This is a genomic window from Mycobacterium colombiense, assembly GCF_003284935.1.
GTDB lineage: Bacteria > Actinomycetota > Actinomycetes > Mycobacteriales > Mycobacteriaceae > Mycobacterium > Mycobacterium arosiense_A.
Genome location: NZ_QMEV01000001.1, coordinates 1 through 19,206, shown reverse-complemented (window position 1 = coordinate 19,206; position 19,206 = coordinate 1). Strand labels below are relative to the sequence as shown.

18 protein-coding genes are annotated in these 19,206 nt (G+C 65.5%); 8 read left to right on the top strand and 10 right to left on the bottom strand.

Features of this window, described 5'->3' with window-relative positions:
- Window positions 1-60: 60 nt before the first annotated feature.
- From DQP57_RS00085 to DQP57_RS00065, 5 genes are all read left to right on the top strand, one after another.
- The gene (locus DQP57_RS00085; RefSeq protein ID WP_112630856.1) at window positions 61-252 is read left to right on the top strand and encodes a hypothetical protein; all 192 of its coding nucleotides are present in this window, start codon (window positions 61-63) and stop codon (window positions 250-252) included.
- 333 nt (window positions 253-585) lie between these two features.
- Window positions 586-1,617: a sulfate ABC transporter substrate-binding protein gene (locus DQP57_RS00080; RefSeq protein ID WP_112630560.1), complete on the top strand. Its 1,032-nt coding sequence runs from the start codon at window positions 586-588 to the stop codon at window positions 1,615-1,617.
- Window positions 1,614-2,486 carry a sulfate ABC transporter permease subunit CysT gene (gene cysT / locus DQP57_RS00075; RefSeq protein WP_112630558.1) on the top strand — a complete coding sequence of 291 codons (873 nt, stop codon included), beginning with the start codon at window positions 1,614-1,616 and terminating at the stop codon, window positions 2,484-2,486. Before DQP57_RS00080 ends, cysT begins: the two co-directional genes overlap by 4 nt.
- Window positions 2,483-3,301: a sulfate ABC transporter permease subunit CysW gene (gene cysW, locus DQP57_RS00070; RefSeq protein ID WP_112630556.1), complete on the top strand. Its 819-nt coding sequence runs from the start codon at window positions 2,483-2,485 to the stop codon at window positions 3,299-3,301. Before cysT ends, cysW begins: the two co-directional genes overlap by 4 nt.
- 8 nt (window positions 3,302-3,309) lie before the next feature.
- Window positions 3,310-4,395 carry a sulfate/molybdate ABC transporter ATP-binding protein gene (locus DQP57_RS00065; RefSeq protein ID WP_112630554.1) on the top strand — a complete coding sequence of 362 codons (1,086 nt, stop codon included), beginning with the start codon at window positions 3,310-3,312 and terminating at the stop codon, window positions 4,393-4,395.
- 128 nt (window positions 4,396-4,523) lie between these two features.
- Here DQP57_RS00065 and DQP57_RS00060 read toward each other — a convergent pair whose 3' ends face one another.
- From DQP57_RS00060 to DQP57_RS27560, 3 genes are all read right to left on the bottom strand, one after another.
- Complete coding sequence (locus tag DQP57_RS00060) at window positions 4,524-5,267, bottom strand: phosphoadenylyl-sulfate reductase (protein ID WP_112630552.1); 744 nt, start codon at window positions 5,265-5,267, stop codon at window positions 4,524-4,526.
- Window positions 5,264-6,931: a nitrite/sulfite reductase gene (locus DQP57_RS00055; protein WP_112630550.1), complete on the bottom strand. Its 1,668-nt coding sequence runs from the start codon at window positions 6,929-6,931 to the stop codon at window positions 5,264-5,266. The genes DQP57_RS00060 and DQP57_RS00055 overlap by 4 nt, the downstream gene beginning before the upstream one ends.
- 116 nt (window positions 6,932-7,047) lie before the next feature.
- Window positions 7,048-7,113, bottom strand: a complete 66-nt coding sequence (locus DQP57_RS27560; RefSeq protein ID WP_353852123.1) for an Ms4527A family Cys-rich leader peptide — start codon at window positions 7,111-7,113, stop codon at window positions 7,048-7,050.
- Window positions 7,114-7,342: 229 nt separating this feature from the next.
- Between DQP57_RS27560 and hemW the strand changes: the two genes are divergently transcribed.
- Window positions 7,343-8,515: a radical SAM family heme chaperone HemW gene (gene hemW / locus DQP57_RS00050; RefSeq protein WP_112630548.1), complete on the top strand. Its 1,173-nt coding sequence runs from the start codon at window positions 7,343-7,345 to the stop codon at window positions 8,513-8,515.
- 17 nt (window positions 8,516-8,532) lie between these two features.
- On the opposite strand, the gene DQP57_RS00045 is transcribed toward hemW, so the two are convergent.
- Together DQP57_RS00045 and DQP57_RS00040 are read right to left on the bottom strand one after the other, a co-directional pair.
- Window positions 8,533-9,774, bottom strand: a complete 1,242-nt coding sequence (locus DQP57_RS00045) for a sodium-dependent bicarbonate transport family permease (protein ID WP_112630546.1) — start codon at window positions 9,772-9,774, stop codon at window positions 8,533-8,535.
- Window positions 9,775-10,053: 279 nt separating this feature from the next.
- Window positions 10,054-10,266, bottom strand: a complete 213-nt coding sequence (locus DQP57_RS00040; protein WP_112630544.1) for a hypothetical protein — start codon at window positions 10,264-10,266, stop codon at window positions 10,054-10,056.
- A 345-nt stretch (window positions 10,267-10,611) separates the two neighbouring features.
- Here DQP57_RS00040 and DQP57_RS00035 point away from each other — a divergent pair, with 345 nt between their 5' ends.
- Together DQP57_RS00035 and DQP57_RS00030 are read left to right on the top strand one after the other, a co-directional pair.
- Complete coding sequence (locus DQP57_RS00035) at window positions 10,612-11,964, top strand: salicylate synthase (RefSeq protein WP_112630542.1); 1,353 nt, start codon at window positions 10,612-10,614, stop codon at window positions 11,962-11,964.
- A 172-nt stretch (window positions 11,965-12,136) separates the two neighbouring features.
- Window positions 12,137-13,153 (top strand): acyl-ACP desaturase, encoded by a 1,017-nt coding sequence (locus DQP57_RS00030; protein WP_112630540.1) that lies wholly within the window; start codon window positions 12,137-12,139, stop codon window positions 13,151-13,153.
- A gap of 332 nt (window positions 13,154-13,485) precedes the next feature.
- Here DQP57_RS00030 and DQP57_RS00025 read toward each other — a convergent pair whose 3' ends face one another.
- Genes DQP57_RS00025 through DQP57_RS00005 form a run of 5 tightly spaced genes read right to left on the bottom strand, consistent with a single transcriptional unit; the run spans window position 13,486 to window position 18,714 of the window.
- Window positions 13,486-14,400 carry a MerR family transcriptional regulator gene (locus tag DQP57_RS00025; protein WP_112630538.1) on the bottom strand — a complete coding sequence of 305 codons (915 nt, stop codon included), beginning with the start codon at window positions 14,398-14,400 and terminating at the stop codon, window positions 13,486-13,488.
- 14 nt (window positions 14,401-14,414) lie between these two features.
- A complete protein-coding gene (locus DQP57_RS00020) occupies window positions 14,415-15,917 on the bottom strand; it encodes a flavin-containing monooxygenase (RefSeq protein ID WP_112630536.1) in 1,503 nt (500 codons plus the stop codon).
- The gene (locus DQP57_RS00015) at window positions 15,914-16,834 is read right to left on the bottom strand and encodes a ferritin-like domain-containing protein (RefSeq protein ID WP_112630534.1); all 921 of its coding nucleotides are present in this window, start codon (window positions 16,832-16,834) and stop codon (window positions 15,914-15,916) included. Before DQP57_RS00015 ends, DQP57_RS00020 begins: the two co-directional genes overlap by 4 nt.
- Before the next feature lie 25 nt (window positions 16,835-16,859).
- Window positions 16,860-17,708: an SDR family NAD(P)-dependent oxidoreductase gene (locus tag DQP57_RS00010; RefSeq protein WP_112630532.1), complete on the bottom strand. Its 849-nt coding sequence runs from the start codon at window positions 17,706-17,708 to the stop codon at window positions 16,860-16,862.
- 1 nt (window position 17,709) lies between these two features.
- Window positions 17,710-18,714 (bottom strand): alpha/beta hydrolase, encoded by a 1,005-nt coding sequence (locus DQP57_RS00005; RefSeq protein WP_112630530.1) that lies wholly within the window; start codon window positions 18,712-18,714, stop codon window positions 17,710-17,712.
- Window positions 18,715-19,206 lie beyond the last annotated feature (492 nt).

Here is a 19,206-nt window from a genome sequence, read left to right as displayed (position 1 = left end):
CGGTGCGCGTTCCCGCCGGGCCGATGGTCTTCGGCGGCCCGGCCGAATAGGGTGAGCCACGTGAACGCGTTCCTCAATTGGTGGGACGGCAACGAGCTGTGGCTGTCGGGGCTGCCTTTCGTGCTGCAGGCCCTGGTGGTGATGCCCGCTGTGCTGGTGGTGGCCTACGCCACGGCGGCACTGCTGGATGGCGTGCTCGGAAAGGGCATCGAGCTGATGCGCCGTGCCCGCCACGACGGGACGCCCGGGTAGCGCATGCCTCGGTCACACGTGACCCTGATTCTGGTCATCCTGGTGGCGCTGGTGGTCGTCACGTGGCTGGTGACCCACGCGATGCACCGCTAACGGCCATGGGCCGTCTGCACAGCCACCGCTGCGGTGGCGGCAACGTCAATTCCTGTTAGGCTTCCCGCCATGCGCGTGGCGATGAGCATCTCGGAGTGCCATGCCCTCGTGCACTGTTGTCGCTGACTCCCACACCCGTGCGCGGTCTGGTCTGGAGTTTTCGAATTCTCCTGAAGTTCTAGGTGCCTTTCCGCAGAAACGGGACACGACTCCCATACGTCTCGCACCGGAAGGCCCTCCATGGACACCAGGACCGCATCAAGCTGGCGGCCCGTCCTCGCCCTCGCCGTCGTCGCCGGCCTGATCGCCGGGTGCCATGGCGGGGCCAGTGATGCCGTCGGCGGCGGTGGTCTGGCCAACGCGCGCACCAGCATCACCCTGGTCGCCTATTCGGTCCCAGAACCCGGTTGGAGCAAGATAATTCCGGCGTTCAACGCCTCCGACGAAGGCAAGGGCGTCCAGGTGGTCACCTCCTACGGCGCCTCCGGTGACCAGTCCCGCGGCGTCGTCGACGGCAAGCCGGCCGACGTCGTGAATTTCTCCGTCGAACCCGACATCGCTCGACTGGTCAAGGCCGGCAAGGTCTCCAAGGAATGGAATACCGACGCCACCAAGGGAATTCCGTTCGGTTCGGTGGTCACGCTGATGGTGCGCAAGGGCAATCCGAAGAACATCAAGGATTGGGATGACCTGCTGCGCCCCGGTGTGGAGGTCATCACCCCCAGTCCGCTGAGTTCCGGCTCGGCCAAGTGGAACCTGCTCGCGCCGTACGCCGTCAAGAGCGAAGGCGGCGCACACAGCGACGCCGGGGTGGATTTCATCAAGAAGCTGGTCACCGAACACGTGAAACTGCGACCCGGATCGGGCCGGGAAGCCACCGACGTCTTCGTCCAGGGCAGCGGTGACGTGTTGATCAGCTACGAGAACGAGGCCATCGCCACCGAGCGGGCCGGAAAGCCGGTCGAACACATCAACTTGGCGCAGACCTTCAAGATCGACAATCCGGTGGCGGTGGTCAACACCAGCCCGCACCTGGACGCCGCCGTCGCCTTCAAAAACTTCCAATACACGGCCGCGGCCCAAAAGGTCTGGGCGCAAGCCGGTTTCCGCCCGGTCGACCCGGCCGTGGCCGCCGACTTCCGCAACCAGTACCCCGTGCCGGCGAAACTGTGGACCATCGCCGACCTGGGCGGCTGGGCCACAGCGGATCCGCAGCTGTTCGACAAGAACTCCGGCAGCATCACGAAGATCTACACGAAGGCCACCGGATGACGGCCATCACGCCGGACCCGCTGGCAGTCCGCCCCGAGCTCGGCGGCGACGTGCCAGGGGGCCCGCTTCCCGAGCGCGGCCGCGGCACCACCGCCCTTCGGGTCGGCGCGGCCACAATCTGGCTCTCGGTGATCGTGTTGCTGCCGCTGGCCGCGATCGCGTGGCAATCCGCAAGCGGCGGCTGGCAGGCTTTCTGGCTCGCCGTCACCTCGAATGCCGCGCTGGAATCGTTTCGGGTCACCCTGACGATCTCGGCCGGGGTCACCGTGCTCAACCTGGTTTTCGGCCTGGTGATCGCGTGGGTGCTGGTGCGGGACGACTTTCCGGGCAAACGCCTCGTCGACGCGATCATCGATCTGCCCTTCGCGCTGCCGACCATCGTCGCCAGCCTGGTGATGCTGGCGTTGTACGGCAACCACAGCCCCATCGGTCTGCAACTGCAGCACACGTCGTGGGGTGTGGCGGTGGCCCTGGCCTTCGTCACGCTGCCGTTCGTGGTGCGCGCCGTGCAGCCGGTGCTGCTGGAACTCGATCGTGAAGCCGAGGAGGCGGCGGCGTCGCTGGGTGCCAGCGGCCCGAAGATCTTCACCTCGGTGGTGCTGCCGTCGCTGTTGCCCGCGTTGTTGTCCGGGGCGGGCCTGGCCTTCTCGCGGGCGATCGGCGAGTTCGGTTCGGTGGTGCTCATCGGCGGTGCGGTGCCCGGCAAGACCGAAGTGTCGTCGCAGTGGATTCGCACGTTGATCGAGAACGACGACCGCACCGGCGCGGCCGCGATATCGATTGTGCTGTTGGGCATTTCGTTTGTCGTGCTGCTCGTCCTGCGGATCGTGGGCGGCCATGCGGCCAAGCGGGAGGAGCTGTCCGCATGACATCGTCTGCGGGAGTGCGTTATTGGTTGCGATTCGTCGCGCTCGCCTACATCTTCGTGCTGCTGGTCATTCCGGTGGCGTTGATTCTGTGGCGGACGTTCCAACCCGGACTGGGGCAGTTCTACGCCTGGGTCAGCACCCCCGCGGCGATATCGGCGCTGAACCTGACGCTGCTGGTGGTGGCCATCGTGGTGCCGCTGAACGTCGTCTTCGGCATCCCCACCGCGTTGGTCCTGGCGCGCAACAGGTTTCGCGGCAAGGGCGTGCTGCAGGCGGTCATCGATCTGCCGTTCGCGGTCTCACCCGTCATCGTGGGCGTCGCGTTGATCGTGTTGTGGGGGTCGGCCGGTGCCCTGGGGTTCGTGGAACAAGACCTCGGGTTCAAGATCATCTTCGGCCTGCCGGGCATCGTGCTCGCCAGCATCTTCGTCACGCTGCCCTTCGTGGTGCGCGAAGTGGAGCCGGTGCTGCACGAGCTGGGAACCGACCAGGAGGAGGCCGCGGCCACCCTGGGTTCGGGCTGGTGGCAGACCTTTTGGCGGATCACCCTGCCGTCCATCCGGTGGGGTCTGACCTACGGCATCGTGTTGACGATTGCACGTACCCTGGGGGAGTACGGCGCCGTGCTGATGGTGTCGTCGAACCTGCCGGGGAAGTCGCAGACACTGACATTGCTTGTCTCCGACCGGTACAACCGCGGTGCGGAATACGGCGCCTACGCGCTGTCCACACTGCTGATGGAGGTGGCCGTGCTGGTGCTGGTTTTCCAAGTGGTGCTGGACGCGCGACGCGCACGAGCGGCCAGGCAGGCCTGACGAGGAGAATGACCGTGACTCACGCCAACCGGGACGACATCGCCATCGTCGTGCGCGACGCCAACAAACGTTATGGCGATTTCGTCGCGCTGGACCATGTGGACTTCGTCGTGCCCACCGGCTCGCTGACCGCGCTGTTGGGTCCCAGCGGCTCGGGCAAGTCGACCCTGCTGCGCACCATCGCCGGCCTCGACCAACCCGACACCGGAACCGTGACCATCTACGGTCGGGACGTGACCCGGGTGCCGCCGCAGCGCCGCGGCATCGGGTTCGTGTTCCAGCACTACGCGGCGTTCAAGCACCTGACCGTCCGCGACAACGTGGCCTACGGACTCAAGGTCCGCAAGCGACCCAAGGCCGAGATCAAAGCCAAAGTCGACAACCTGCTGGAAGTGGTGGGACTGAGCGGGTTTCAGGCCCGCTATCCCAACCAGCTGTCCGGTGGTCAGCGGCAGCGGATGGCGCTGGCGCGGGCGTTGGCCGTCGACCCGCAGGTGTTGCTGCTCGACGAGCCGTTCGGCGCGCTGGACGCCAAGGTGCGCGAGGATCTGCGCGCGTGGTTGCGGCGCCTGCACGACGAGGTGCACGTGACCACGGTGCTTGTCACCCACGACCAGGCCGAGGCGCTGGACGTCGCCGACCGCATCGCGGTGCTGAACAAGGGCCGCGTCGAACAGATCGGATCCCCGACCGACGTCTACGACACCCCGGCGAACGCGTTCGTGATGTCGTTCCTCGGTGCGGTGTCCACCCTGAACGGCACCCTGGTGCGGCCGCACGATATCCGGGTGGGCCGCAACCCCGAGATGGCGATCGCCGGCGGCGACGGCACGGCCGAGTCCGTGGGGGTGGTGCGCGCCATCGTCGACCGGGTGGTGACGCTGGGCTTCGAGGTGCGGGTCGAGTTGACCAGCGCGGCCACCGGTGGATTCTTCACCGCCCAGATCACCCGCGGCGACGCCGAGGCCCTGGCCCTTCGCGAGGGCGACACCGTCTACGTGCGTGCCACCAGGGTCCCGCCGATCGCCTTGGCCGACAACGCAAGTGGCGCCGATGAGGCCGACCAGGATGAGAGCACGCTGACCTCCGCGTGATGCATGGGCCCCTTATCCCGCGTGGGTAACCCCGGGCCGACCGTTGCTTTCCGCGAACGCGCTATCGCTTTTCACCGGCCCGGTTCTCACCCGGCCGGGGGCGGCGAAACACGTTGACCGTGAGCCTCTTACGAGGCGTGCAAACCGCATTCGGTCTTGGCCCGGCCCTGCCAGCGGCCGCTGCGCGGGTCGGCGCCGGCCAGCGGCTTGGCCGTGCAGGGCTGGCAGCCGATCGATGAATAGCCTTCGTAGATAAGCGGATTGACCAGCACGCTGTGCTCGTCGATGTAGTTCTGCACGTCCTCGTCGGACCAGGTCGCCATCGGGTTGACCTTGACGAGCTTGAAGCCCTCATCGAAGCCGACCACCGGCGCGTTCGCGCGCGTCGCGGCCTCAGACCGGCGCAACCCCGTCACCCACGCCGAGTACCCCTGCAGCGTCTTGCCCAGCGGCGCGACCTTGCGCAGCCGGCAGCACTCGCCGGGATCCCGGGCGAACAGGTCCTTGCCCAGCAGCCTGTCCTGCTCGGCGACGCTGTGTTCGGGAGTGACGTTGAGCACCCGGATGTCGTATACGGATTCGATCGCGTCTCGGGTACCGATGGTCTCCACGAAGTGATAGCCGGTGTCCAAGAAGACCACCGGCACGCCCGGGCGCACCTTTGCCGCCAGGTCGATCAATACGGCCTCCTGCATGCTGGAGGCCACCACGTAATTGCAGGTGGCCCAGCCGCGGGGCCCGTTGATGCCGCCGAATGTCTCGTCAGTCCAGCGCAACACCTCGGCGGCGCTGGCGCCCTCCAGCTCGGCCGCGCCGCGGGCGGCGAGCGCCCGCAATTCGGCTTCTGGAAGCTTGGTTGTTCGTTCGCTCATCGCAAATCGTCCTCGTCTGCCCTCATAGCCCACTGTGCGAAACGTTCACCCTCACCGCGATATTTCAGGAAGTTGCGTGTGACGCGCTCGATGTAGTCGCCGAGCTCGTCGCTGGTGACCTTGTGCTGGCGCAGTTTTCGGCCGAACCCGCTGTCCAGGCCCAGGCTTCCGCCCAGGTGAACCTGGAAACCCTCGACCGAGCCGCCCTCTCCGTCATCGACCATCTGGCCCTTGAGCCCGATGTCGGCGACCTGAATGCGGGCGCAGGAATTGGGGCAGCCGTTGATGTTGACAGTGATGGGCACGTCGAGCTGCTCGTTGACGTCGGCGAGCCGGCGCTCCAGCTCGGGCACCAAAGACTGCGCCTTGACCCGGGTTTCGGCGAAGGACAGCTTGCAGAACTCGATCCCCGTGCACGCCATCACATTTCGCCGCCAATGCGACGGCCGCGACTGCAGGCCCAGCGCCTCCAGGCCGACGACCAGCTCGTCGAGCTTGTCGTCGGGCACGTCGAGGATGACCAGCTTCTGGTAGGGCGTGAGCCGGATCCGGTCCGAGCCGGCTTGCTCGGCGAGGTCGGCCACCGCGGTGAGGATGGTGCCCGACACCCGGCCCGCGATCGAGGCGACGCCCACCGCGTTGAGCCCGTTCTTGAGACGCTGCACGCCCACGTGGTCGATCGGGTGCTTGAGCGGCTCGGGGGCCGGGCCGTCGATCAGCGGACGCTTGAGGTACTCGGTTTCGAGAACTTCCCGGAATTTGGCAATGCCCCAGTCTTTGACCAGGAACTTCAGCCGCGCCTTGGACCGCAGCCGGCGGTAGCCGTAGTCGCGGAAGATCGACGTCACCGCGTGCCACACCTCGGGAACCTCGTCGAGCGGCACCCAGGCGCCGACCCGCTGGGCCAGCATCGGGTTGGTCGACAGGCCACCGCCGACCCACAGGTCCAGCCCCGGGCCATGCTCGGGGTGGTTGACGCCGATGAACGCGATGTCGTTCACCTCGTGCACCACGTCTTGCAGACCCGAGATCGCGGTCTTGTACTTGCGCGGCAGGTCGGCGAAGTCGGGTTGGCCGATGTAGCGGCGCGCGATCTCCTCGATCGCCCAGCTGGGGTCCAGCACCTCGTCGAGCGACTCACCGGCCAGCGGCGAGCCCAGGATCACGCGGGGGCAGTCACCGCACGCCTCGGCGGTCTGCAGGCCGACCGCGGCCAGCCGCCGCCAGATCTCGGGGACGTTTTCGACCTCGATCCAGTGGTACTGGACGTTCTCACGGTCGGTGATGTCGGCGGTGTCGCGGCCGAATTCGGTGGAAATCTGGCCGACGGTGCGCAGCGCGGCCGCCGACAGGGCTCCGCCGTCGCAGCGCACCCGCATCATGAAGTACTTGGCTTCCAGCAACTCGGCGTTGTCGTCGCCGGTGAACGACCCGTCGTAGCCCTGTTCACGCTGGGTGTAGAGCCCCCACCAGCGGAAACGCCCACGCAGGTCGCTCTTGTCGATGCTGTCGAAGCCGTTCTGGGCGTAGATCGTCTCGATGCGCTCCCGCACGTCCAGCGGGGCGCCGGCCTGCTTCATCTCCTCGTTCGGGTTCAGCGGCTCACGATTTCCCAGTGCCCATTGGCCCTCGTTACGGGGCTTCGCGGCTCTGGCGGTGGTCATCGGGAAGTTCTCTCCTTTAAAAAGATCGCCAGCGCGGCCAGCACAGTTCACCGGCACTTTCAGGCGGCGCGGAACCATCGGCCAGCTGGAGACACAGGGGGCCTGGGTCTACCACGTCAAGGCAGACAGATACAGCTGCAAACGCGCTTGAGATCAATGTGCCGTCGCGCCACGAGCACCATGTGGGGGCCGGGCCGGTCGACAGTCACGCCACCATTGTGCCACGGATGCCGAAGGGCCGTGCGAGCAGGTCAAATCTTGGCTCACGGTGATTAAAACTACCGGCCGAGCCTGGGAGATCTCCCCGGCAAACCCTTAGAAGTTGATGCGACTGTTCCCTTGCGTGCGGGCCGGTTCCCTAGTGGCCATCGACGACCCCGGGTCACTCCGCCTGTCGTGGGATCATTTGGCATGGCCATTCGCGAAAAACCGGTCGAGCTCCCCGGCGTCGGGGTGGTCGCCGGGCGGCCATTCGGCATCTATGTGCACGTTCCGTTTTGCGTAACACGTTGCGGTTATTGCGATTTCAATACGTACACCCCGGCCGAATTGGGCGGCGTCAACCCGGACGCCTGGCTCGGCGCGCTGGGGACCGAACTCGAACTGGCGGCCGCGCGATTGCAGGCGCCCCCGGTGAACACCGTGTTCGTGGGGGGCGGAACGCCGTCGCTGCTGGGGGGTGCCCGGATGGCCACACTGCTGGACATGCTGCGTCGCCACTTCACGCTGGCTCCCGGCGCCGAGGTCACCACCGAGGCCAACCCCGAGTCGGCCTGGCCGGATTTCTTCGACGCCATTCGCGCGGCCGGCTTCACCCGGGTATCGCTGGGGATGCAGTCCGTGGCGCCGAGGGTGCTGGGTGTCCTCGACCGCATCCACACCCCGAACCGGTCGGCGGCCGCCGCCCGCGAGGCCTTGGCGGCGGGCTTCGAGCACGTCAGCCTCGATTTGATCTACGGCACGCCGGGGGAGTCCGACGACGACCTGCTGCGGTCGGTCGACACGGCGGTGGAGACCGGCGTGGATCACGTCTCCGCCTACGCGCTCGTCGTCGAGGAGGGCACCGCGCTGGCCCGGCGGGTCCGTCGCGGCGAATTGGCCCCACCCGACGACGACGTGCTGGCCCACCGCTACGAATTGGTCGATGCGCGGTTGTCGCAGGCCGGGATGTCTTGGTACGAAGTCTCCAACTGGTCGCGGCCCGGCGGTGAATGCCGCCACAACCTGGGCTACTGGGACGGCGGTCAGTGGTGGGGCGCCGGACCGGGCGCGCACGGCTACCTCGGCACGACGCGGTGGTGGAACGTCAAGCATCCCAACGCGTATGCGGAGAGGCTGGGCGCCGGGGAGCTGCCGGTGGCCGGATTCGAGCGGCTCGATGCCGACGCCTTGCACACCGAAGACGTGCTGTTGAAAACGCGTCTGCGCCAAGGACTTCTGGTTGACCTGCTCAGTGCCGCCGAGCGCGGCCGCGCCGAGAGCGTGGTGGTCGACGGCTTGTTGGTGTCCGAGGGTGACAGGCTGGTGCTGACGCCGCGCGGACGGCTGCTGGCCGACGCTGTGGTGCGAACGCTATTGGGGTAGCGGCCTTCCGGGCGTGGTCACACTCCGAACAGACGCTCGAAGATGCGGGCGATCTCGATGTAGAGCGGGATCCCCACGGTGACGTTGTAGGAAAACGTCAGGCCCAGTGAGGCGGCCAGCGGCAACGTCGGGCTCGCTTCGGGGATCGCCAGGCGCTGCACCGCCGGAACGGCGATGTAGGACGCCGCACCGCACAGCACCGCGAACAGCACGTAGGTTCCGGTCTTGAAGTCGGTGTGGGTCAGCGACGCATAGCTGCAGGCGACGATAATGCCCAGCGTCGCAAAGACATTCGGTGCCACGAGGCCGAAGACGATGAATCCGGGACCGGCCGCGCGCAGGTCCTTCAACTTGCGCGACGCCGTCATCCCCATCTCGAGCAGGAACAGACACAGCACGCCCTGGAAGGCCATCACGAAGAACTTGTCGTCGTCGGCGACGACCTTCTGCCCCTGCAGCCCACTGACGAGGCCAATGATGATGCCCCCCATCAAAAGGACGAGGCCGGGGTTGAGGAAGACCTCCTGGAACAGTTCCCGGGAGAAGATGGGCACCTTCTTGCCCTTGGGGCGCGGCGGGCTCTGGTCGGGCTCCCAATCCGGGTGCTCCAGCTTTTCCAGCGAGAGCTCCAGCTCCTGCTCGATCCCGGCTTCCTCTTGACTCTCGAGACTCTGCCCCTGCGGAGGACGCGCGGCGGTCCCGGGTCCCACGCCGACCTTGACCGGCGGCGTATAGCCGGCCTCGTCGGGCATGTAGCCGGCGGAGTCCATGCCCCGATGCCGCAGTCGGGCAACGAAATACAGCGCCACCAAGCAGCCCGGGATCTCCATCACGGCCAGCATCACCGGCATGTACGCGTTGAACGCGATGCCCACCGCGGTCAGGACGGCCACGCAGGTGGCGAACGTTCCCGCCGAGTCCGACCCGTAGTAGCCGGCGACCGTTGCGCGGTCGACCTTTCGCAGTGATTTCAGGCGGCCGAGGCCCAGGTAAGCCAGGCCGCCGATCGCACAGTTCAGCACGAAGCCCAGCACCATGAAGCCCACGATGACCCCGACGCTGGATGCCTTGACTTGCGCTAGTTCTTCCCCGCCGTGCCAGCCGATGGCCAGCAACAGGTACATGGTCAATCCCTGATAGATGACATACGGGAATTCGAACCGCACCTTGAGGATCGGAATCAGGAACCCGAAGTAAAAGAACAACAGAAGCGGTTTGAACAGGTTATGGGTGAAGTTGTGCCAAAACTCTTGCAGCATCGATGCCTCCGTTGGTTAGCGCGCTGATCTGGGGGAAGCACCGTCCGCAAGCGGAGCAACCACGAAACATCCCGACGACCGTCAAGAATTTATCCCCGCGGCCGACTCGTCGCCAGTTCAACGCTCACAGGGCGAAGGCCGTGTCGGGATCCGCTAATGCCCGGTAAAAGTGCTGGTCAGAGCGAAATTAACCGCGAGGAATCCCGCGCACGGGTGTGCATCGGGTGCCGCGAGTTTGGTGTGAAGGTGCTGTGCATTTACTGTGCAGTCAAATTCGGATCAACGCGCCGACGGGACGAGTGAGGGCCGCACGCCGGCCCCTTTTTTGCGGTGCGTCACCGACAGCCACGCCGACGGCGAGAAATGCGTAGTGATTTCCTCGAAGCCATCGATCCGGGAAACCGAAAGCACCCCGGTCTGTGGATTGATTTCGAGCTCGTCGCCCTCGCTCGCATGCACTTCCTCGCCGTTGAAAAGCCGAATGATGAACACCGTGTTCCTCCAATCCGGCGGGTGTGGGCAGGGTGCAATGTGCGCTAGGAAAAGTCTGGCCGCCAAAGCGCCACGTTGTGCGGCCACGACGTAAACGGTAGGGAAACCTTTGGAGTGGCGATCTTCACAGGCGGGCCCCTGGTCGGCGCTGCGGCGACCTCCCGTAGCGCCAATTAACTGCGGGAACGCGACGGAGGCCACCGCATGTCAGCCGACTTGGCCCGCTGGACACGGACCGGCCGGGGCTTTAACTCCGCGGAAGTTTTAGCTGAACGCGGCGATCGAGGGATCAGTTGGCGGGATCGGTTGCGCGTAGCTACATAGGTTAGGCTACATTTACTAACCGTGACCGAGGTCAGCGTCGAGACAAGTTCCGCCGGCTGTGAGTCGCCGTCGATCCCGCTTCCCGTGCATATCGATCCCGCGGACCTGGCGGCCGAGCTGGCCGTGGTGCTGTCCGAGCGCGTAGGGGACGAGTATCTGCTCTACGAGCGCGGCGGTGAATGGGTGCTCGCCACCGGCGTGCGCGCCATGATCGAGCTGGACAGTGACGAGCTGCGGGTGATCCGCGACGGCGTGACCCAGTGCCAACAGTGGTCGGGCCGGCCGGGGCCGGTTCTCGGCGAAGCCATTGACCGGCTGCTGCTGGAGACCGACCAGCTCTTCGGCTGGATTGCCTTCGAATTCGGCGTGTATCGCTACGGGCTGCAGCAGCGGCTGGCACCGGGAACCCCACTGGCCCGGGTGTTTTGGCCGCATGGGCGCATCGTGGTGACCCGGGAGGGGATCCGCCTGTTCGGCACATCGGCCGACCACCGGGACGAGGTCCTGGGCGTGCTCGGCGACGGTGTGCCCGACGTGCGCGACGCCTCGGCGGTCGACGTGGTCGCTGACCCGTCCGGCTACCGCGATCGGGTCGCGTCGGCCGTCGGCGAGATCGCCGCGGGCCGCTACCACAAGGTCATCCTTTCGCGCTCTCTCGAAGTGCCTTTCCCGCTTGACTTCCCATCCACCTATCGCTTGGCTCGCCGGCACAACACACCGGTGAGGTCATTTCTGCTGCGGCTGGGCGGAATTCGCGCCGTGGGTTATAGCCCCGAACTGGTTGCGGCCGTCCACCACGACGGCGTCGTGGTGACCGAACCGCTGGCGGGCACCCGAGCGCTCGGCCGTGGCGCGGTCCGCGACCGTCAAGCCCGCGACGACTTGGAATCGAATTCCAAAGAGATTGTCGAGCATGCTATTTCGGTACGCAGCTCGCTGCAGGAAATGGCCGAGATCGCCGAGCCCGGTACTGCCGTCGTCACCGACTTCATGACGGTGCGCGAACGGGGGAGCGTGCAGCATCTCGGGTCCACGGTCAGCGGCCGGCTCGACACCTCGAACGACCGGATGGACGCGCTCGAAGCGCTGTTCCCGGCCGTCACCGCGTCGGGCATCCCGAAAGCCGGTGGCGTCGAAGCGATCATGCGCCTCGACGAGGGACCACGCGGTCTGTATTCGGGTGCGGTCGTGATGATTTCGGCCGACGGCGGCCTGGACGCGGCGCTGACGTTGCGGGCGGCCTACGAGCGCGATGGCAAGACGTGGCTGCGGGCGGGCGCCGGCATCATCGAAGAGTCCACACCCGATCGCGAGTTCGAAGAGACCTGCGAGAAGCTGTCCACCCTGGCCCCGTATTTGATTGCGCGCCAATAGCTTTTAATCGATAAGCCGGTCCCGATCGGCGGTCGGGTGTTCTCTGCGTCACGGTTGGCGCCGTGGGGACTTTCGGCCCTATTTGCCCGGTCCGCTCGCGTGCCATCTTTATGTAACCGCATGACACAGATACATGCGCGTTACGACCGCGACGGATAACCGGGAGGGCTAAGTGTCCAAACCCCTGACCAACCTGCAGCTACTTCACGAGCTCGAGCCGGTGGTCGAGCGCCTGCTCAATCGCCATCTCTCGATGTTCAAAGAGTGGAGCCCGCACGATTATGTGCCCTGGTCGGACGGGAAGAATTTCTACGGGCCCGACGGCCAGGATTGGCAGCCCGGGCAGAGCACGCTGCCCGACGTCGCGCAGGTGGCGATGGTGCAAAACCTGCTGACCGAAGACAATTTGCCGTCGTACCACCGTGAGATCGCGATGAATTTCAGCATGGACGGTCCGTGGGGACAGTGGGTGAATCGGTGGACCGCCGAGGAGGCCCGGCACAGCACGGCGCTGCGCGACTACCTCGTGGTGACCCGCGCCGTCGACCCGGTGGAGCTCGAGAAGCTCCGGCTCGAGCAAATGACCAGAGGCTTCAGTCCGGGACAGAATAAGCAGGGCGACATGTTCGCTGAGAGCCTGTTCGACTCGGTCATGTACGTCTCGTTTCAGGAACTCGCCACCCGCGTCTCACACCGCAACACGGGCAAAGCCAGCAATGACACCATCGCCGAGCAGTTGATGGCCAGGGTGTCGCACGACGAGAACCTGCACATGCTCTTCTACCGCGATATCAGCGCCGCGGGTTTGGACATCGCACCCGATCAGGCGATGAGGTCCGTGCATCGGATTCTGCGCAATTTCAAGATGCCCGGATTCACGGTGCCCGAGTTCCGCCGCAAGGCGGTGATCATCGCCGTTGGTGGCGTCTACGACCCGCGCATTCATCTCGAGGAAGTCGTGCTGCCCGTCCTGAAGAAGTGGCGGATTTTCGAACGCGAAGACTTCACCGGTGAGGCCGCCGCGATGCGCGACGATCTCGCGCTGCTGGTCAAGGAACTCGAGGACGCTTCGGTGAAATTCGACGAGTCCAAGCAGCGCTACCTCGAGCGTGAGGCGCGCAGAACCGAGAAGATCACCGCTAGCAAAGTGTTGCAGACAAAAGGAACGCTGACGCTGAGCCAACACTGACGCCGGTTATGCGCTGCTGACGCCCGCCGTCGGGCCGGTGCGACGCGCCATTCTGTATGGCTGCTGCGGATTTGCAGCGAAAATCTATCATTTTCCGGTTTTCCGACGGTGCCCCGCTTAGCATCTGTGCCAACTTCAACGGGATGGAGTATTTGTGTCTGGCCGTAAGTCCAAAGTCATTCTTGCCATAATGCTGGCCCTCACTTACCCGACGGCTGCGGCCTGCACGGGCACTTACACGTGCTTAACCTGCACGGTGGTCAGTACTCCTATTTGATGCTGCCCGCCGTCTAGTTTGCGCGCGCACGGCCCGAGGTGCGCGCGAACCAGACTCAGACCGACGAGCCCGATTCGAGGTAGTCGGCCAAGATGCGGCCGACGAGCGACTCGATGTTGGATTCGATCGAGGATGCGAGTGTGGCGGTGACGGTCGCCACCGCTTGAGTGCGGAAGCGCACCAACATGGTGATCAGCTCGGCGATCTCGGCGTCTTCCGGCAGCGGTTCGCCGGGCTTGATCCGGTCGAGCACGTGTTCCGCGCCGGCGCGCACCAGCATGTCGCTGATCTTGTCGATCTCGGGGACGATCTGTTCGTGGAGGTCGATGAGCTTGTCCAATTTGACGCCGTAGCCGCGGATTTCGTTGAACGCCTCGATGAGTTTCGGGCGGGTGACGGTGGCCTGCGTCCCATCGATCCGGATCACCTGCAGCGCGACCAGACGTTCGAACGCATCGGCGTCGTCGACCAATCGCTGCGCCTCCGACAGCGGCATGCTCTCCGGCTTCTCGGTGGTCCACGGGCCCGCGATCGCCGTTTCGAGGCCCAGCACGTCGCCGAGGTTTTTGCCTTCCTCCCATGCGCTGAGCATTTCTCGCACATGTGCGATGTTGTAACCGCGGTCGAGCATCGAGGTGATGAGCCGCAGCCGGGTCAGGTGGGTGTCGTTGAACAGAGCGATGCGCCCCACCCGCAGCGGGGGCGGCAGCAGCCCGCGGTCGCGGTACACGCGGATGTTGCGCGTCGTGGTGCCCGCCAGCCGGGCCAGGTCGTCGATGCGGTATTCACCGGAGTTCGCTGCGCCGTGCGGGTGTCGGGCGGCCGACTCGAAAAGCTGGGACACCGCCCCCTCGATGAGTTGGCGGTATTCCCGCGATTGGCGCCGCACGCGCTTGGGTGCGCGCCGCACGTTGTGCAGCACGCCGGCGATGGTGCCGGGTTCGGGCCGCGATGCGCGCTCGGTGGCCATGTCAGTGCGGCATTTCAGGCCGACGCAGTGGCCTGCGTTGGGGCGCGGCGTGCCACCGCCTGGTAGTCCTCGTAGCGGAAATTCCTCATCTGGCGAAGATACTGCGTGGCGAAGCCGGGGTACATCGACCCGTTGAAGCCGTCCTTGGTGAGGTACCAGCTGCGGCACCCCGACATCCACGTCGTCCTGGTGAGCCGACGCTGTAGTTCCTCGTTGTGCCGACGCTGGACCTCGTCACGGACATCGAGATAACGCAGGTCGTCGTTGAGGATGGTGGTGATGCCCCGCACGGCGTAGTCAAGCTGGCCCTCGATGTAGACCAGCAGCGAGTTGTGGCCGGGCCCGGAGTTGGGGCCGGTCATGACGAACAGGTTCGGATACCCGTGCACGTTGATGCTCTTGTAAGCCTGTGCGCCGCCGGTCCATTCGGCGGCCAGCGACCGGCCGCCGAGCCCGGTGACGGGAAAGGGCGGTCCGGTCAGATGCACGTCGTAGCCGGTGGCGAACACGATGCAGTCGAGGTGGTGTTCGATGCCATCGCTGGTGCGAATGCCGACCGGGCTCAACGTGGCGATCGGCCAGTCGATGAGCTTGCAGTTGTCGCGCTGCACCGCGGGGTAGTAGTCGCTGGACACCAGCATGCGTTTACACCCCGGCCTGAAGTCCGGCGTCAGCTGACGGCGCAGCCAGGGGTCTTTCACCTGGGCGCGCAGGTGGGCCCGGCCCAGCCGGGCGACCAGCGACGTCAGCGGTGTGTCCCATACCAGCGCCGTGGCGCTCGCCTCGTGGCCCCAGTACAGCGCCTGGCGCGCAAGTTGTTGGACAGCAGGAACTTTGGTGAACAACGATTGCACGGCCGGTGGGGTGGCGACGTCCAGGCGTGGTAACACCCAGCACGGGGTGCGCTGAAAGACCTTGACGAACCCGGCCCGCTTGACCAGCTCCGGGATGATCTGGATGGCGCTGGCGCCGGTACCGATGACCGCGACCCGCTTGCCGGTGAAGTCGTAGTCGTGATCCCAGCGTGCGCTGTGGATCTTGTGTCCGCGGTAGCTGTCCAGGCCCCGGATGTCGGGGAAGCTGACGTCGGACAGCGGACCCGAGGCGAGCACGACCGTGCGGGCCCGAAACCTCTTGCGGTTCTTGGTGGTCGCGGTCCAGACGCCTGCTTCCTCGTCGAAGGCCAAGCCCTTGACCTCGTGGCCGAACCTGATGCGGCTGCGGATGCCGAACCTGTCCGCCATGTCCTCGAGGTGCCGGTAGATCTCAGGCGCGGGGGAGTAGGTCCGTGACCAGGTCGGGTTCTTGACAAACGAGTACGAGTACAGCAGCGATGGGACGTCGCAGCTGGCACCGGGATACGTTGTGTCGCGCCAGGTCCCGCCGACGCGGTCGGCACGCTCGAGCATCACGATGTCGTCGACCCCGGCCTCGGCCAAGCGGATCGCCGCCCCCAGTCCGGTGAAGCCTGCCCCGATGATGAGCGCCGCATGGGCGCGGTCGTTCGCCACGGTCACGCCGCCGGCTCGTGGGTGAGTTCTCCAACCCAAGTCGGTACCGGCGGAAGCAGAGGCCGCGGATATCGGTCGGAAAGCCACACCATCGAATTGGCCAGCAGGTGGTACGGGTGGCGTGGACTCGTGACCACCCCGGCGTAACGCCTCAGGAAACGATAAGTCGGTACCCGCCCGGTACGTTCGCCGCGGTCACCGAGCTCCTTGAACCGCTTCACGGCCCGGTAAAGCCGCTCGGGCTCCATACCCATGGCGGTGATCTCGTTGCGGATCCTGTTGATCAGCGGTGCGCCCGTGATCGCGCCGATGATGAGACCGGGAGTGGCATTGTGACCGACGAAATCGATCAGCAACCGCCGCATCTTCGCGTGCCCGATCATGTCGAGAACCTCGAAATCGACAACCAGATGGCGTGATTCGTCATTGTTGATCTTCTCGAAGACCTGGTGGCAAATGGGATCGTGCACCTCGTCGAGGAGGAATTTCAACAGGGCGCCGTCCAGTGCGACTTCGAGCATCGGAATGACGGTGCCGAGCAGAGACAGCGGCATGTCATCGGCCCAGCGGTCCAGCCAGTCGATCGCCAGGCGGATGTTGACGTTCGGCTCGGGAATCTCGCCGTCCTCGAGCATGCCCCAGCGCTTCATCAGCGCCAGTTCGGCGTTGGCGTGGCGCTGCTCCTCGGCGTGGAAGTAGCGGTAGATCTCGGCGATGGTCGGTGTAGGTGCCTTCTTCGCCAACGCCGCGAAGCCCCTGGCGCCGATGTTTTCGATCCAGCACAGGTCGGCCATGAATGCCTTGAGCTGCGGTCGCTGTTCATCAGTGATCATGTCGGCGCCGGGTGCGTCCCAATCGATGTCGGCGAGCGCCCACTGGCGATCCTTGATCTTGGCAAGCATGGCTTCCATGTCGATGGCCATTGGGTGCTCCTTTTCGTTCCGGTGATCAGGGCAGGTTGATGCGTGACACCAGGCCGGCCGCACGCGTATAGGTCTGCGGGGCCAGGCGTTTGATGTTCCAGCCGATCCTGGCGTCGAACTGGGGCATGCAGTACAGCTCGCCGCGGTCGTGCGCGTCCAGGCAGTCCCGCGCGACCTTGTCGGCGGATAAGCCCGTCCAGCGCATCAGTTTTGCGGCCAATCGGCTGGATTGCTCACTGATGCGGCCGGTTTCGAGGATGTTGGTCTTGACGAAGGTGGGGCACAGCACCGTGACCCGCACCGGCGCGCCGGCCAATTCGGCGGCGAGAGTTTCCGAGAGGGAGACCACACCGGCCTTGCTGACGTTATAGGCGGCCATGCCGGGCGCGGCGCCGAACGCGGCGGCCGAGGCCACGTTGATGATGCCGCGGGGGGCGGGTAACCGCTCTGCCTCGCGCAGGATGGGGGCGAACACATGGCAGCCGTGGATCGGGCCCCATAGGTTGATGCCCAGGGTCCACAGCCAATCGTCGAGTGGCGCGTCGCCGATGGCGGCACCACCCGCGCCGACACCGGCATTGTTGATCACCAGCGTGGGTGGGGACGCGAACCACGCCTGAGACAGTTCGGCCAGCGCCTGCACATCCTCGAAACGCGAGACGTCGCAACGGATCGCGACCGCCCTTGCGCCGTGGTCGGTGATCGAGTCGGCCGTCCGCCGCGCGGCCGCCTCGTCGATGTCGCTGCACACCACCGCCCCGCCACGCTTGGCCAGCTCGACGGCGAACGCGGCACCGATGCCGCTTCCGGCGCCGGTCACCACCGCCGAGGCGCCGCGGCTGGTCTTCGACCGGTTGAGCAGTCTGTCCAACATGTCAGTGGGCCCCCTCGGTGACGGCACGCGCATCCTGCAGGGCGTGCGCGATGAACCGCGCGACATAGGCCATCGCCTTGGCGGCTTCCGGTGTGATGCGAGGCAGCGCCTGAAAGACGTGCACCTGATGGGGCCAGATCTGCAATTCGCATCTGCCCCCGGCAGTTCGGATGTCGGCGGCGAGCTGTCGCGCGTCCTCGCGCAGCATCTCGGCGCCACCGGCCTGAATCAGGGCCGGGGGGAGCGCGGGGCCGCCGGCGACGTCGAGCGTCAGCCGTTGATGGGTGAGGTCGATGCCGCGGTGGTAAAGGCCGACCAGCCGGACCGCGCTGGCGGCCCGGGTAGCGGGGTCGGGGCGGATTCGCTCCCGGGCGAGCGCCAGTTCGAACGTGAGGTCGTACAGGGGAGAGAACAGCACCATTGCGGCGGGGTGGTCGACCCCGGGCTGCAGCAGCAAGTCCACCGACAGATGACCGCCCGCCGAATCTCCCGCAATCACAATATGTTTCGGCGCAACGCCGCACGTATCGACCAGCCAGTCCCAGCCCGTGCGGACGTCGTCGGCCGCGCTGGGGAAGCGATGCTTTGGGGCGAGTCGGTAGTCGATGCAGAACACCGGAAGGCCGGTCAAGGACGAAAGCCAGGATGTCAACCGGCGGTGCGTCTTTGGCGAACACACGGCGTACCCGCTGCCGTGTACGTAGTAGATCGCACCCTCGCTCGTCGACGAGCGGGCGGTGTCACTGGTGGGTGTTCGGGGACCGTAGACCCATTCACCTTTGACGCGTCGGCCATCGGCCAGCCTGGTGTCGACGGATTCGACGCGGGTGCCCGCGAGCGAGGGACCGAAGGTCCCCATGATTCTGGCAACGATCTGGCGCGATAACCACAGGCCCCATGCCCGTTCGGGCGGGATCACGCTGGTGATCGGCCGCAGGGTGTACGTACTTACCGCTGCCGCGCCGCGGGATCGCAACGACCCGCGAGCCGGAACGCCGTCCGTCATGCAACGCAGTCAACAACAAATGGTGACATTAGTCAATGGCAGCTTTGGGTAGGTGTGCGAGGAACAAAGCGGTTCGTGTCAGTTCTCAAATGCGATGTCACTGTCTCAATCTGCGTGTCATTCCAATGTCACTTATATGACATGAATATGAGACAGGCCTTGGTGTGGTGGTGCTATAACGGCACATGATCAGTCGTCAGCCGATACAGACCTGGGCCTACCCAAGAAACCGCTGATCAGGCTGATTCTGGAGCGTCTGTCACGCCCCTTTTGCTCCCCGGCTTGCCCTGGTGGACGCGCGAAGTATGTTTTGCATCAGAGACATTGCTGCGCATCATCGAGGGCAGGTCAGCGGCTTGCGTCAACCGCATTCTGAACCATCCCGGGTTTGATGCACACCTCGTTTCGTGTGACCGGTGTGAATCGCCCCGGTGAGTTCGGAGACTTTCTGATTTGAGGACTCAGCCGGCGGCTGGTCTCCGTTGGTGAGCG

Coding starts and splice junctions, on each gene's coding strand:
- DQP57_RS00080 (WP_112630560.1), top strand. CDS start 586: ATGGACACCAGGACCGCATCAAGCTGGCGGCCCGTCCTCGCCCTCGCC.
- cysT (WP_112630558.1), top strand. CDS start 1,614: ATGACGGCCATCACGCCGGACCCGCTGGCAGTCCGCCCCGAGCTCGGC.
- cysW (WP_112630556.1), top strand. CDS start 2,483: ATGACATCGTCTGCGGGAGTGCGTTATTGGTTGCGATTCGTCGCGCTC.
- DQP57_RS00065 (WP_112630554.1), top strand. CDS start 3,310: ATGACCGTGACTCACGCCAACCGGGACGACATCGCCATCGTCGTGCGC.
- DQP57_RS00060 (WP_112630552.1), bottom strand. CDS start 5,267: ATGAGCGAACGAACAACCAAGCTTCCAGAAGCCGAATTGCGGGCGCTC.
- DQP57_RS00055 (WP_112630550.1), bottom strand. CDS start 6,931: ATGACCACCGCCAGAGCCGCGAAGCCCCGTAACGAGGGCCAATGGGCA.
- hemW (WP_112630548.1), top strand. CDS start 7,343: ATGGCCATTCGCGAAAAACCGGTCGAGCTCCCCGGCGTCGGGGTGGTC.
- DQP57_RS00045 (WP_112630546.1), bottom strand. CDS start 9,774: ATGCTGCAAGAGTTTTGGCACAACTTCACCCATAACCTGTTCAAACCG.
- DQP57_RS00025 (WP_112630538.1), bottom strand. CDS start 14,400: ATGGCCACCGAGCGCGCATCGCGGCCCGAACCCGGCACCATCGCCGGC.
- DQP57_RS00015 (WP_112630534.1), bottom strand. CDS start 16,834: ATGGCCATCGACATGGAAGCCATGCTTGCCAAGATCAAGGATCGCCAG.
- DQP57_RS00010 (WP_112630532.1), bottom strand. CDS start 17,708: ATGTTGGACAGACTGCTCAACCGGTCGAAGACCAGCCGCGGCGCCTCG.
- DQP57_RS00005 (WP_112630530.1), bottom strand. CDS start 18,714: ATGACGGACGGCGTTCCGGCTCGCGGGTCGTTGCGATCCCGCGGCGCG.